The 14,090-nt window shown below is 64.9% G+C and carries 12 protein-coding genes; 8 read left to right on the top strand and 4 right to left on the bottom strand.

The features are described 5' to 3' along the window. Nucleotides 1-9 precede the first annotated feature (9 nt). The 6 genes from ACVILL_RS22535 (at nt 10) to ACVILL_RS22510 (ending at nt 8,505) form a co-directional block, all read left to right on the top strand. Nucleotides 10-996, top strand: a complete 987-nt coding sequence (locus ACVILL_RS22535) for a hydroxyacid dehydrogenase (protein ID WP_456731044.1) — start codon at nt 10-12, stop codon at nt 994-996. A 95-nt stretch (nt 997-1,091) separates the two neighbouring features. Continuing rightward, nucleotides 1,092-2,423 carry an MFS transporter gene (locus tag ACVILL_RS22530; RefSeq protein ID WP_456731043.1) on the top strand — a complete coding sequence of 444 codons (1,332 nt, stop codon included), beginning with the start codon at nt 1,092-1,094 and terminating at the stop codon, nt 2,421-2,423. Nucleotides 2,424-2,452: 29 nt separating this feature from the next. After that, nucleotides 2,453-3,781, top strand: a complete 1,329-nt coding sequence (locus ACVILL_RS22525; protein WP_456731042.1) for an MFS transporter — start codon at nt 2,453-2,455, stop codon at nt 3,779-3,781. Between the two features lie 34 nt (nt 3,782-3,815). Beyond that, nucleotides 3,816-4,841: an amidohydrolase family protein gene (locus ACVILL_RS22520; protein ID WP_456731041.1), complete on the top strand. Its 1,026-nt coding sequence runs from the start codon at nt 3,816-3,818 to the stop codon at nt 4,839-4,841. Nucleotides 4,842-5,027: 186 nt separating this feature from the next. Beyond that, the gene (locus ACVILL_RS22515) at nt 5,028-5,702 is read left to right on the top strand and encodes an RraA family protein (protein WP_456731040.1); all 675 of its coding nucleotides are present in this window, start codon (nt 5,028-5,030) and stop codon (nt 5,700-5,702) included. A 250-nt stretch (nt 5,703-5,952) separates the two neighbouring features. Continuing rightward, entirely contained in the window at nt 5,953-8,505 is a 2,553-nt protein-coding gene (locus ACVILL_RS22510; protein ID WP_456731039.1) for a TonB-dependent receptor domain-containing protein, read from the top strand. A gap of 18 nt (nt 8,506-8,523) precedes the next feature. Here the strand turns inward: ACVILL_RS22510 and ACVILL_RS22505 are convergent, their stop codons facing one another. The 3 genes from ACVILL_RS22505 to ACVILL_RS22495 form a co-directional block, all read right to left on the bottom strand. After that, the gene (locus tag ACVILL_RS22505; protein ID WP_456731038.1) at nt 8,524-9,297 is read right to left on the bottom strand and encodes an SDR family NAD(P)-dependent oxidoreductase; all 774 of its coding nucleotides are present in this window, start codon (nt 9,295-9,297) and stop codon (nt 8,524-8,526) included. 105 nt (nt 9,298-9,402) lie between these two features. Further along, nucleotides 9,403-10,020, bottom strand: coding sequence for a hypothetical protein (locus tag ACVILL_RS22500; RefSeq protein WP_456731037.1), 618 nt, complete (start codon nt 10,018-10,020; stop codon nt 9,403-9,405). 117 nt (nt 10,021-10,137) lie between these two features. After that, entirely contained in the window at nt 10,138-10,335 is a 198-nt protein-coding gene (locus ACVILL_RS22495; protein ID WP_456731036.1) for a hypothetical protein, read from the bottom strand. Between ACVILL_RS22495 and ACVILL_RS22490 the strand changes: the two genes are divergently transcribed. After that, a complete protein-coding gene (locus ACVILL_RS22490) occupies nt 10,334-10,702 on the top strand; it encodes a DUF2946 family protein (protein ID WP_456731035.1) in 369 nt (122 codons plus the stop codon). The two genes, ACVILL_RS22495 and ACVILL_RS22490, sit on opposite strands and share 2 nt — an antisense overlap. 149 nt (nt 10,703-10,851) lie before the next feature. Next, nucleotides 10,852-13,125 (top strand): TonB-dependent receptor, encoded by a 2,274-nt coding sequence (locus ACVILL_RS22485; protein ID WP_456731034.1) that lies wholly within the window; start codon nt 10,852-10,854, stop codon nt 13,123-13,125. Between the two features lie 44 nt (nt 13,126-13,169). Here the strand turns inward: ACVILL_RS22485 and ACVILL_RS22480 are convergent, their stop codons facing one another. After that, nucleotides 13,170-14,030, bottom strand: coding sequence for a DMT family transporter (locus ACVILL_RS22480; RefSeq protein WP_456731033.1), 861 nt, complete (start codon nt 14,028-14,030; stop codon nt 13,170-13,172). Nucleotides 14,031-14,090: the final 60 nt, after the last annotated feature.

The following is a 14,090-nucleotide window of genomic DNA, read 5'->3' as shown; positions in this document are numbered from 1 at the left end:
AGATAGACGATGACCGCTCCGTTCCGCGTTCTCGTCACCGGCGACACCCTCGCCCCCGCGGCCGTCGATGTCCTCGGCGAGATCGGCGCAGATGTCGTGCTGATGCGCGATGCCGTGACGCCCGATCGCCTCATGCACGAGATGGCGACGGCGCCGACACAGGCGATCCTGATGCGCGGCAATCCGGTCATCTCGTCTGCGATCATTGCCGGCAATCCGCATCTGCGCGTGATCGCAAAGCACGGCGCCGGCGTCGACAGCGTCGATATCGATGCGGCGACCGCCAGGCGCGTGCCGGTGATGTTGGCGGGCGACGCCAATGCGCCGGCAGTTGCCGAGCACACCATCGCGCTGATCCTCGCGCTCGGACGTGACGTCGTCAGCCTGAACGCACGAACCCATTCCGGTGCCTGGGACCGCGCCACCTATCGCGGCCGCGAAGTCCGTGGCCGCACGATCGGCCTGATCGGCTTCGGCCGCATCGCACGGCACGTCGCGCGCGCAGCGGAGGCACTCGGCATGACCGCGGTCGCGCTCGGCCGCACCAAGGGCCGCGTCGACCCGGCGCTGGCGCGCGAAGCCGCCGATCTCGCCGAGCTGCTCGCGGTCTCCGACATCGTCAGCCTGCACGCACCGCTCACCGACGCGACGCGCGGCATGATCGATGCCGGGCGGCTCGCGGCGATGAAGTCCGGCGCCATCCTGATCAATACCGCGCGCGGCGCGCTGGTCGACGAGGACGCATTGTGCGCGGCGCTGCGCAGCGGACATCTCGCCGGGGCCGGCCTCGATACGCTCGCGGAAGAGCCGCCCGCGAAGGACAGGCCGATCCTGCAGGCGCCGAACGTGATCGTGACGCCGCACATCGCGGCGCAAACCGGCGCATCGATCACGCGGACCGGCGTCGAGGCCGCGCGCAACATCGTTGCCGTCCTGACGCAGCGCGACATCGATCGCGCCAACGTGGTGAACCCGGCAGCGCTGGACCCGCCTTAAGGCGCGCCGGGAAGTGCGAAGCGGTTTTCCGAAAAGACCATGCTCAAACAAAGCAACGGCCCAACAAGAGGCCGGCATCATCAGGGGAAACGAACATGAATCTGGGGTGGCTGTCCAAGCTGTCCGCCGTCGAACGCAAGACATTCTTCGCCGCCTTCGGCGGACTTGCGCTCGATTCGATGGACACCACGATCTACGCGCTGGTCACGCCGGCGCTGATCGCGACGCTCAGCCTGTCGCGGCCCGACGCCGGCATTCTGGCGTCGAGCTCGCTGATCGGCACCGCGGTCGGCGGCTGGCTCGCCGGCATTGCCGCCGACCGGTTCGGCCGGGTCCGCGTGCTGCAATTCACCATTCTGCTGGTCGCGGTCTCGACCTTTGCCGCCGCCTTTGCCCACGGCTTCTGGTATCTCCTGGTCGCACGCGCGATCCAGGGCATGGGCTATGGCGGCGAGGCCGCCGTCGGCGCCGTGCTGGTCGCGGAAGTGGTTTCGGCCGGCATGCGCGGCCGCGTTGCCGCCGCGATCCAGAGCGGATATGCCGTCGGCAACGCGCTATCAGTGGCGGCATTTCCCGTCATCTTCGGCTGGCTGTCGCAGGACATGGCCTGGCGGGTGTTCTTCGCGATCGGAATCCTCCCCGCGCTGCTCGTCTTCTTCGTCCGCCGCTTCGTGCCGGAGTCCGCGATCTTCGTCGAGGAGAAGGCGCAGCGCGCCACCTCGGCGACGAGCAACTTCTGGACCATCTTCACCGGCGAGCATCTGTTCAAGACGCTGGTCGCGACGTTCTTCACCACGGGCACGCTGGGCGCGGCCTATGTGATGATCACCTGGCTGCCGACCTATCTGCAAACCGGATTGCATCTGCCGGTCACGCACACCGCCGGCTATCTCGCCGTCAACATCTTCGGATCGTTCGTCGGACCGATTGCGTTCGGCCTGATCGCCGACCGCATCGGCCGCCGCAAGGGCTTTATGCTGTTCCTGATCTGCCAGGCGCTGAACGTCGCCGCCTATACCCAGGCGCCGATCGGCCAGGGCATCACGATCATCCTCGGCTTCTTCCTCGGCGCGTTGCAGGCCGGCCTCGCCTCGGGCCTGATGCCGACCTTTGCCGAGCTGTTCCCGACCAATATCCGCGCCAATGGCGCAGGGTTTGCGCTGAGCGCGGGACGCGGCCTCGGCTCGATCGTGCCGGCGACCGTCGGCATTCTCTCGACCCGGATGCATCTCGGCGATGCCATGGCGATCTGCGCGATCTGCGGCTACACGGCCGCCTTCTGCGCCGCAGTGCTGCTGCCCGAGCAGCAGGGCATCGACCTCAGAACGATGGCAGCAGCCTCCGCGCCTGACGGCACTGAACGCCTGCCGGCCGGGCGCGAGGCCAAACACCCCAACAACATCCGAACTGGCGTCGCGACCCAATGAACGCCATCCCATTGAACGGGAGGACTGCAATGAGTGGTGCGTCCGTCAGCGAGCTGGAACAGCAAACCATCCGCCGGGTCTATTGGCGGCTGATCCCGATCCTGTTCGCGATGATGTTCTTCAACTACCTCGACCGCATCAATCTCGGCTATGCCGGACTGACGATGAACAAGGATCTCGGCCTCAGCCCTGCGATCTTCGGTTTCGCGGCCAGCATCTTCTTCCTCGGCTACATGGTGCTCGAAGTCCCGAGCAATCTGATGCTGCACTGGCTCGGGGCCCGGATCTGGCTGGCGCGGATCCTGATCACCTGGGGCCTCGTCGCCACGCTGACCGCCTTCGTCTGGAATCCGTTCAGCCTCTATGTGATGCGGTTCGGCCTCGGCGTCGCGGAGGCCGGCTTCATGCCCGGCGTCGTGCTTTACCTGACCTACTGGTTCCCCGCGCGCTATCGCGCCCGCGCGGTCGCCGGCTACATCATCGCCGGCTCGTTCTCGGCGGTGTTGGGCGGGCCGATCTCGACCAGCATCATGACCTGGTTCGATGGCGCCGCCGGCCTGCATGGCTGGCAATGGATGTTTCTCGCCGAGGGCGTGCCGACCATTCTGCTCGGCCTGTTCACGCTCTATTATCTGACCGACCGCCCGGCCAAGGCGAGCTGGCTCACCAAGGAGCAGGCCACCTGGCTGGAGAGCGAGCTCGCCGCCGAGCGGGCCGAAATCGAACAACAGGGGCAGCACAGGTTGATCGAATGCGTCCTCGACATCAGGGTCTGGCTGCTGGCGGCGCTGTTCGGTTGCGCGCTGGTCGGCATCTATGGCCTGCTGCTGTGGCTGCCGCAGATCATCAAGGGCATGGGCAATCTCAGCAACATCCAGGTCGGCTTCCTCTCGGCGATCCCGCCGCTGCTCGGCGTGATCGGCACCATCGTGGTCAGCCGCAGCTCGGACAAGACCGGCGACCGCAAGTTTCATCTCGCGGCCGTCTATCTGCTCGCCGCGGTCGCGATGCTCGGCAGCGCCTATGTCGCGAGCCCGGTGCTGGCCTTCGTGTTCCTGTGCATCGTCGGCTTCAGCCTAAACGCCGGCAATCCGCTGTTCTGGAGCATCAATGCCTCGCTGCTGACAGGTGCGGCCGGCGCCGCCTCGATCGCCGTGGTCAATACGCTGGCGCAGTTCGGCGGGCTGATCGGCCCGTGGTGCATCGGCCTGATCAAGGACTCCACCGGAAGCTTCTCCTGGGCGCTGGTCGGCATCGCCGGCTTCCTGGTCGTCGCCTCCGCCATCGCCGCCACCATGCGCGTCAAGCCGCGCGAGCCGGAATTGACGGCCGCGATCCCGTCATCCGTCACCCACTGACAACCCTGCCAAGGAAGCAATTAAGGAAGCAACCATGATCATCGACTGTCACGGCCACTACACCACCGAGCCGGCCAAGCTGCAGATCTTCCGCGACAAGCAGCTCGCTGGTCTCGCCGACAAGGCGCGCCGGCCGCTCACCACCAATCTCGGCATCACCGACGACGAGATCCGCACGAGCGTCGAGGGCGCGCAGCTTCGCTTGCAGAAGGAGCGCGGCACCGACGTCACGATCTTCTCGCCGCGCGCCGCCGGCATGGCGCATCATGTCGGCAAGGAAGCGACCAGCCGCGAATGGACCACGATCTGCAACGACCTCGTGCACCGGGTCTGCACGCTGTTCCCGCAGAACTTCGTCCCCGTCTGCCAGCTGCCGCAGAGCCCGGGCGTGGCGCCCAAGAACTGCATCGAGGAGCTGGAGCGCTGCGTGACGCAGCTCGGCTTCGTCGGCTGCAACCTGAACCCCGATCCGGCCGGCGGCTACTGGTGCGATCCGCCGCTATCAGACGAATGGTGGTATCCGCTCTATGAGAAGATGGTCGAGCTCGACGTGCCGGCGATGGTCCATGTCTCCTCGTCCTGCAATCCCTGCTTCCACGGCACCGGCGCGCACTATCTTAACGGCGACACCACCGCCTTCATGCAGTTCCTGACCTCGGACCTGTTCAAGCGATTCCCGACCCTGCGCTTCATCATCCCGCATGGCGGCGGCGCGGTGCCCTATCACTGGGGCCGCTACCGCGGCCTGGCGCAGGACATGAAGCTGCCGCCGCTGTCGGAGCATCTCCTGAAGAACGTGTTCTTCGATACCTGTGTGTATCATCTCCCCGGAATCGAGCTGCTGACCAGGGTGATCCCGGTCGAGAACATCCTGTTCGCATCCGAGATGGTCGGCGCGGTGCGCGGCATCGATCCCCAAACCGGTCATCACTTCGACGACACCCGCCGCTATATCGACGCGCTGCCGCTGAGCGCCGCGGACAAGGCCAAGATCTTTGAAGGCAATGCCCGCCGCGTCTACCCTCGCCTCAACGCCCATCTCGACCGCCGCGCGCACTGAGCGGTCACGAAACAACGCTCTATCCCCTCATCCTGAGGAGCCCGCAGGGCGTCTCGACGGATGCAAGCCACAGACGAGGCCTCATGGTTCGAGACGCGCGTTCCGCGCTCCTCACCATAAGGGTCTAACCAGGCAGCAAGACCGACAAACGACGTCAAGCAAGCATCGCAGACCCGGAGAAAACCGATGGCCATAGGATTTGCAATTCACAAGGCGAAGCGGAAAGTGTCGCCCGATCTCGTCGCGCGCTACCGCACGCTGCCGGTCGCCAATATCAGCGATTCGATGTCGCGGATCGCAGGCACCAACCGGCTGCGGCCGATGCATAAGGGCGGCTGGCTCGGCGGTCCGGCGCTGACCGTGAAGACCCGGCCCGGCGACAATCTGATGGTGCACAAGGCGATCGACATGGCCCAGCCCGGCGACGTGATCGTGGTCGATGCCGGCGGCGTGCTCGTCAACGCGATCATCGGCGAGATCATGTCGACGCTGGCCGAGAAGAAGGGCGTCGCGGGCTTCGTGATCGACGGCTCGATCCGCGATGCCGGCGCGATCCGCGCCGGCTCGTTTCCGGTGTTCGCCGCAGGCATCGCCCATCGCGGGCCCTACAAGGACGGCCCGGGCGAGATCAATTGCGCCATCTCGATCGACGGCATGATCGTCGAGCCCGGCGATCTCATCGTGGCCGACGACGACGGCGTGCTCTGCGTGCCCCATGACGACGCCGAGGCGATCTGCAAGCTGACCGAGGCCAAGAAGGCGACCGAGGAAAAGGCGATCCAGCAGATCCTCGCCGGCACCAGCGACCGCCGCTGGGTCGATGAGGCCTTGCAGCGCCTCGGCTGCGAGTTCAAGGACTGACCTGCCGAAGCCCAAGACGCGGGAATGCCCGCATCTTGGGCACCAACCAGGGAAAAGCCGGCCGGAATCACCCGGTCGGCGGCCCGTGACGACACTCGCGCCCGGCATCGGGAATTCTTCCCGATTACGGATGGAAAAGAATCCCGATCCCCCGGAACACATCTTGTTTGCCAAAGCCGCAGCGCTCCCGCAGTCTCCAGCCAAGGTTCGTCGGGGATAAAAGCCGAACCGCGGCTAAGGGGTGGGCGTCATGGCTGGTACGTTGTTGCGTACGGCAACACGGTTTTTGTCTTCTTCGGTCTACACGCGCGGCGCTGCGGCGGTTCTCACCGCCATCGGAGCCGCAGCGCCGCTGACCGTGGCCGCCCAGACCCCCGCTCCGACCGAACTGCCGCCCGTCAACGTGATCGCGCCCACACCTCTGGCCGGCACCCGCAGCGCAAGGCCGGCGGCACGGCCGGTGGTTCGGACCACGCGAACCGCGCGAACCCGAACCGGACCTGTTGCTCCGGCAGCGGCAGCTGATATCGGCACCACGACCCCCGGCCCATCCGATCGCGACGCCACCCTGATCGACCGCGACAAGGTCCCGTCCAACACGGCGGTGATGACGACGCGGGATTTCAGCCACGACTACACGACCAACTTCCTCGATGCGGTGAACCGCAAGCTGCCGGGCGTTTCGCTCGGCGATCAAACCGGCAATCCGTTCCAGCGCGATCTCAATTATCGCGGCTTCAACGCCTCGCCGGTGCAGGGTACGCCGCAGGGGCTCGCGGTCTATCAGAACGGCGTGCGCATCAACGAATCCTGGGGCGACGTGGTCAACTGGGACTTCATCCCGGAGAAGGCCATCGGCAGCATGGCGCTGTTTCCCAACAACCCGGTGTTCGGCCTCAACGCGATCGGCGGCGCGCTCAGCATCCAGATGAAGAACGGCTTCACCTATCAGGGCTCCGAGGCTGAACTGTTCGGCGGCTCCTACGGGCGCGTGCAGGGCAACGTGCAGGCCGGCGGCCAGAGGGACAACATCTCCGCCTATGCGGCGTTCGAATCCGCGTATGATCGCGGCTGGCGCGACTACGCCAACTCGTCGCATATCAACCGCATGTATGTCGACGTTGGCGCACGCAACGACGACACCGAATTTCACGTCAATTTCACCGGCGCCAGCAACCTGCTCGGCAATGTCGCGGCGACGCCGGTTCAGATGCTGGGTCAGCGCTGGTCGAGCGTCTACACCTGGCCGCAGTCGACGCTGCTGCAGCTCGCCTTCGTCAACGCCACGCTGAACCATAATTTCTCCGACACGTGGTCGTTCCAGGGCAACGCCTATTTCCGCGGCTTCCGGCAGTCTCACACCGACGGCAACGGCACCGATGTCGAATCCTGCAATCGTGGCCGCAATCTGTGTCTCGACGGTCCGGAGGATAATATGCCGATCTTCGGCGCGACGCCGGTCCCGAACACGCTCGGCACGGCTTTCCTTGGCGAGATCGACCGCAACAACGCCGCCACCAATTCGTACGGCGGCACCGCGCAGCTGACCAACACCGACCAGATCTTCGGCCACAACAATCATGTCGTGATGGGCGTCGCCGTCGACCACGGCAACACCAAGTTCAACGCGACCAGTGAGCTCGGAACGATCAATCCGAACAACCTGTTCGTGAACGGCACCGGAATCTTCATCGACCAGCCCGATGCCGGTCTCGCCCCGGTCGACCTGCGCGCCACCAACACCTACGCCGGCGTCTATCTCACCGATACCTTCGACGTGACGAACAGGTTCTCGGTCACGGCCGGTGGACGATTCAACTATGCCCAGATCGATTTGCAGGACCAGACCGGGACCAACGATGCGCTCAACAGCAACAACCGCTTCCAGCGCCTCAACCCGGTGATCGGCGGCACCTACAAGATCACCCCGAACCTCACCTTCTATGCCGGCTATTCGGAGGCCAACCGGGCGCCGACGCCGCTCGAGCTCGGCTGCTCCGATCCGGCGCGCCCCTGCGTCATCGATGCCTTCCTGGTGTCCGATCCACCGCTCAAGCAGGTGGTGTCGCACACCGTCGAGGCCGGCTTCCGCGGCACCTGGGGCAACGACGCCAGGACCGGCATGCTGAGCTGGGGCCTCGGCGCGTTCCACACTCTGTCCGACGACGACATCATCCGGGTGCAGAGCCCCATCGGCACAGGCAATTTCGGCTATTTCCAGAATGCTGGACAGACCCTGCGGCAGGGCATCGAAGCGAAGCTCGAATATCAGGTCAACCGCTGGAACGCCTATGCCAACTACACCTTCGTCGACGCGACCTATCGAAGCGCGAATACGTTGCCGGCTCCCGACAACCCGAACGCCCTGACCGACCCGGACAACGATGACGTCCGGTTCATCAACGTCAAGCCCGGCGATCATATCCCTGGCATTCCCGCGCACCGCTTCAAGGCCGGTGTCGAGTACCTCGCCACTGATGCGTGGAAGATCGGCGCCGACGTCAACGTCGTCGGCAGCCAGTGGATCGTCGGCGACGACACCAACCAGAGCCCGAAGGTCCCGGCCTACGCGGTGGTGAACCTGCACACCTCCTACAAGATCACGCCGAACATCGAGGTGTTCGGCCTGATCAACAACGTGTTCAACCAGCATTATTATCTCGGCGGCGCCTTCTTCGAGACCGGTGGCTTCGCCAGCACCACCCGCGGCGTGCCCAACCTGATGGCCCAACTGACCGATCCACGCACCTTCGTGCCCGGCATGCCGCTCGCGGCCTATGCCGGCATCAGGGCGAAGTTCTAGGGCAATTCCTGGAAGACGCTACGCCACCGTCCCGCCGTCGACCGGCATCGCGATGCCGGTGACGAACGACGCCTTGTCCGACAGCAGGAACACCGCGACCTCCGCGATCTCCTCGGGGCGCGCCGCGCGGCCCATCGGGTTGCGGGTCACCGCGGCCTTGATCAGTTCCTCGGGATCGGCCTCGTTATGGCCCGCCTGGTCGGGCCGGTTGACGAACACCCGCAGCATCGGCGTGTCGATCGCGCCGGGACAGATCGCATTGACGCGCACGCCGTCCTTGGCGTGGCGCTTGGCAAGCGCCCGCGCGAGACCGATCACGCCGGCCTTGGCCGCCGAATAGGTCGGGCTCCAGGGCGAGCCGACCAGGCCCGAGGTCGAAGCGGTGAACAGGATGCTGCCCTTGCGCCGCGCCGTCATCTCTCCGAGCGCCGCATTGGTGGTGATCAGCTGCGAGCGCAGATTGAGGTCGACGCTGAGATCCCAGCCTTCCAGATCGTCGATCACGGACGGACCGGGAATGCCGAGATGATTCCAGACGCAGTCGAGCGCGCCGAATTCCTTCATCGTCGCCGTGACGATGTCGCGCGAAAAACCGTCGTCGCGCAGATCGCCGGTCAGCGCCAACGCACGCCCGCCACCCTTGTTGATCTCGTCGGCCACCGCCTTCGCGCCGGCCTCGTTCTGGTCGACCACCGCGACCGCCGCGCCCTCGCGCGCGAGGATGCGTGCGCCGGCGCGGCCGGCGCCCGACGCTGCGGCGGTGACGAGTGCGATCTTGCCCTGCATGTCCATGTTTCGATCCTGACTGTGCCCGTGACCTCGAGCCTTCTTGGTGCTGGTTGAGATTCTGGTTGGATCAGGACCGCGGCGCGGCCGTCTTGCGCTGAAGCGCTATCTCTAGCGGCCGCCGAACAGGACCGGAGACTGGCCGGGCAACAGCTGCGAATGAATGTCGCTGTCCATGCGCTCCGCCCCCTGCTGGGTGAAGCTCGCTCCGAACGAGAGGCTGAGATTGGAGGTCGGACGGAACTCGACGCCCGCGCGCGCCGAATAGCCGGCGTTGACGCCGGGATTGCCGCTGAACGGCGCCAGCGGCCCGCCGGCGCCGGGCGGATTGTATTTCAATGAGTCGAACCCGGCGAAAAACGTCACGGGTGTATTGCCGGCGCCCTTGAAATTGTAGCCGAACTGCGCGCCCTGATATTCGAGCGAGCCGAATGCCGCCGACTGGTTGAGCGCGCTCCAGCCGTAACGGCCGCCTTCGCTGCCGACGAACCAGCCGTCCGGCCGGCCGTTCAGATAGGCGGAACCGCCTTGCGCGCCGGTGGCGTCAAAACCCGGAAAGTTGCCGTAAGTGTCCGCCTTCTGGCCATCGGCCAGGCTGCCGCCGAAGCCGAACAGCGACCCCGGCGTCCAATACTGCACAGGCCCGGCCTGCGCATTGGCCTCCTGGCCAGCGAGGCACAGCGCCAGGAATGGAATTGCGAGACCGAGCTTGCTTGCGAAAGTGGACATCAGGTTACCGTCATGTACCCGGAAACTATACGCTTTGGGGGTCGACAATGCCAGCGGGGCAGCTCGGTCAGGATATGGCTAGTCTGAGCAGGTCGAACCTGACAGCCAACCTACACCTCACTCGATCACATGAAGCGCGGTCGTGTCCCTGCCGACATCGCGACGTTTGCAAAGTCGTCCGATCGCCTGGAAATTGGTCACATCAACCAGCAATGCGGATTGACAGGCTGACACGTTTTCGAAACTGTGCGACACCGCGTCGCATGCGCCGTCCGTTGGTCCTATGACCTTGCGACGCGGGAATGGCGTCGTCATGAAGTGGTTTCGTTCGAACATCAGGCACGGGGCTCGGCTGGCGCTTCTGGTGCTGTCGATCCAGTTCGTGCTGTCGTTCGGCCATTTTCATGCCATTGCGTCGGCACAGGCGACGACCAACGCGGCGCATCTCGAACACACCACGCGCGACGCGCCTCCTTCAACTCCCGATTCCGATCAGGCCCCAGACCTCTGCGCCATCTGCGCCGTCGTTGCGATGACGAGCACGGCGACGCCGGCACCGGCGCTGCCGCCACTGCGATTGCCCGATGCCGTCGCTCTGCTTTCCTGGCACATCGACAATCATGCGACCCCGGTCGACATCGGCCGGCTTCACTTTCAGCCGCGCGCACCTCCGATCTCCTGACATTCCACCACGACTGAACTTCGAGCGCAGCCGCACGCCGGCCGCCGCTTGAGCAATGGGGAATCTGGCCGTCGCGCATCGACGGCGGGCTCGACCGCGTCCTTTTCAGGAAGGATCCGGCTCGCGGCCTGATGAGATCGGGAATCAACATGTCAGGAAATATCAGACGACACGCAGCCGTCGGCGCGGCATCGCTCTTGTTCTGCGGGATGAACGGCGCGGGATTGGCGCAGACCACAGCGCCGACCACCGAACTTCCCGACATCACGGTGACGGCGCCGCAGCGCCACACCGCGCCATCAGGGCCGAAGAAACCGAAGACGCGCGTTGCGACCGGGACCGGCCGACGCGCACGAAGAGCGGGTGCGGTATCGGCTGCGCCCGAATCCGCCGAGCAGGCTCAAGCGCGGGGCATCGCCGGCCAGAATGCGCGGCTCGACCAGGCCCGCGCTGCTTTGCTGGCCCCGACCGGCGCCGGCACCTACCAGATGAGCCAGCAACTCCTGGAGTCGCTGCCGCAGGGCACCAACACCACGCTGGACAAGGCGCTGCTGCAGGCGCCGGGCGTCTCGCAGGACTCGGCCGCCAGCGGCGAGTTGCACGTGCGCAACGAGCACGCCAACCTGCAATACCGCATCAACGGGATCATGCTGCCGGACGGTGTCGGCGCCTTCGGCCAGATCATCGATACCGGCATCGTCGGCAGCATGGCGCTGATCACCGGCGCGCTGCCTGCGCAATACGGCCTGCGCACCGCCGGCGTGCTCGACATCCAGACCAAGGCCAATGCCTTCGACAATTCCGGCAGCATCAGCGTCTATGGCGGCAGCCACGGCAACTTCACGACCAGCGTCGACTATGGCGGCACTGTCGGGCAAACCCAGTACTACGTCTCCGGCCGCTATTTCGGCAGCGACGTCGGCATCGAGAATCCGACGCGGGCCTATAACGCCATTCACGACCGGACCGATCAGGAGAAGGGTTTTGCCTATGTCTCCACCGCGATCGATCCGACCAGCCGGTTGACCTATATCGGCGGCGTCTCCAACGGCTCCTACCAGATCCCCAACAATCCGGGGCAGCCGCCGGCGTTCACGGCCTACGGCGTATCGAACTTCGATTCCGCGCTGCTGAACGAACGGCAGCAGGAATTGAACCAGTTCAACGTCGTTGCCTATCAGAAGTCGGGCGACGGACTCGATTACCAGATCGCCTATTTCAATCGCTACAGCCAGCTGCACTTCATGCCCGATCCGGTCGGCGATCTCGTCTTCAACGGAGTCGCCTCGGACGTGTATCGCCAGAGCTATATCAACGGCATCCAGGAGGACACCTCCTACAGGCTCGGCTTCGCGCACACGTTGAAGTTCGGCATGTCCTTCAGCGCCGAGCGTTCGCTGGTCAACAATGGCTCGACCGTGCTGCCGCTGGACGATGCCGGCAACCCGATCGACGCGCCGCTCTCGGTGTTCGATTCCAGCGCCAAGACCGGATATCTGTTCTCAACCTACGTCGCCGACGAGTGGAAGATCACCAACCAGCTGACGCTCAACGCCGGCCTGCGCTTCGACCAGATGTGGCAATATGTCGATGCCAACCAGCTCAGCCCCCGGATCAGCCTGACCTGGAAGCCCACTGAAGGCACGACCTTCCATGCCGGCTATGCGCGCAACTTCACGCCGCCCGAGCAGGTGCTGGCGGCGCCGACCAACCTGGCGCTGGTGCAGAACACGACGGCACAGCCCGGCGTCACCGCCAACGATCCCGTGCGGCCGGAGCGCTCGCATGTGTTCGACATCGGCGTCACGCAAAAGGTCTATGCGATCCCCGGCCTCGAGGTCGGCATGGACGCCTATTACAAGATCGCGACCGACCTGCTCGACGACGGCCAGTTCGGCGCGGCCTATGTGCTGACCGCCTTCAACTACGCGAAGGGCACCAATGAGGGCGTCGAGCTGAAGGCGACCTACGACCACGACAATCTGCATCTCTACGGCAATGTCGCGATCGCGCGGCAGGTCGCCACCCAAGTCGTGTCCAACCAGTATCTGTTCGATCCGGACGAACTGGCCTTCATCGCCGGCAATTACGTCAACACCGACCATGCCCAGACGCTGACCGCGTCGGTCGGCGGCTGGTATCAATGGCACGACACCAAGTTCAGCGCCTCGATGATCTACGGCTCGGGTCTGCGCGACGGCTTCGCCAATACCGGCACGGTGCCGGCCTACACCCAGGTCAATCTCGGCGTCTCGCACGACTTCAATATCGTCGCGCCGAACAAGCCGACCACACTGCGCTTCGACGTCGTCAATTTGTTCGACACCATCTACCAGATCCGCGACGGCTCCGGCATCGGCGTGTTCGCCCCGCAATACGGTCCGCGCCGCGGCTTCTACGCCGGCATCACGCAGAAGTTCTGACGAGAGACTCCAACCCGGACGTAGCCACTGCGCGACTTCCGGTTTCAGGTCGGTCGCGCGGCCGGTCTGACTTGTGTCATGGCGACGCCGGAGATCGCGAGCAGTCCGCCGACGATCAGCTTCAGCGTCACGCGCTCGCCAAGGAACAACACGCTCGACATCAAGGCGAACACCGGAAGCAGCAGGCCGAACGGTGCGACGCGGCCCATGGAGCAACGCCCGATCAGCCAGAACCACAGGCCAAACCCGGCAATTCCTCCGATGAAGATTGTGTAGGCGAGCGCCAGCCAGCCACGCTCATTCGCCGTGACAAGGCTCGCCGCTTGTCCATGTTCAAGGAGCAACGACATCAACATGACCTGCGGCACCGTGAGCAGCGAGAACCACCCCATCAACATCAGGGGATCAAAAGGACCGTAGCGTTTCGTCAAGACGTTGGACACCGCGAACGCGAAGGCTGCCCCGACCACGAGCAGCAACGGAAGCGCGTTTGCCGAGAGCCCAGGCCCCGTTGCCAACACGACCACACCGACGAATGCAAGCACCACCCCGGCGGACGTGGTGAGAGACGGCCTCTCCGCGAGCAGCGGCCAAGCCAACAGGACCGTGAAGGGCGGAGCGAGTTGATATGCGACGGCCGAGATGCTTCCCGAGCCGAGCCCAAGGCCGACATAGAACAACCCGAAATTCAACCCACCAAGGAAAAGCGAAATGGCGGCGATCGGGCCGAACTGCTGCCGCGTGGGCCTTTTGACGAACGGAACAAGCAGCAGCGCGATGGCCAGAAAGCGCAGTGCGAGAAAGAAGAGCGGTGGAAACTCCATAACGCCCACCTTGATGGCCACGAACTGATAGCCCCAGAGCAGGGGCACGAGCACCGCGCAAACGATCTGGATGGGAGACATAGCTTTCTTCTTTCAAGACCGATCGGTCTATATATCGGCGCACCAACAGAAGAGGCGTCG

It is taken from the genome of Bradyrhizobium sp. USDA 3364 (genome assembly GCF_054056355.1).
Note: the sequence above shows the minus strand (reverse complement) of the source record. Positions and strands in the feature narration are given on the sequence as shown.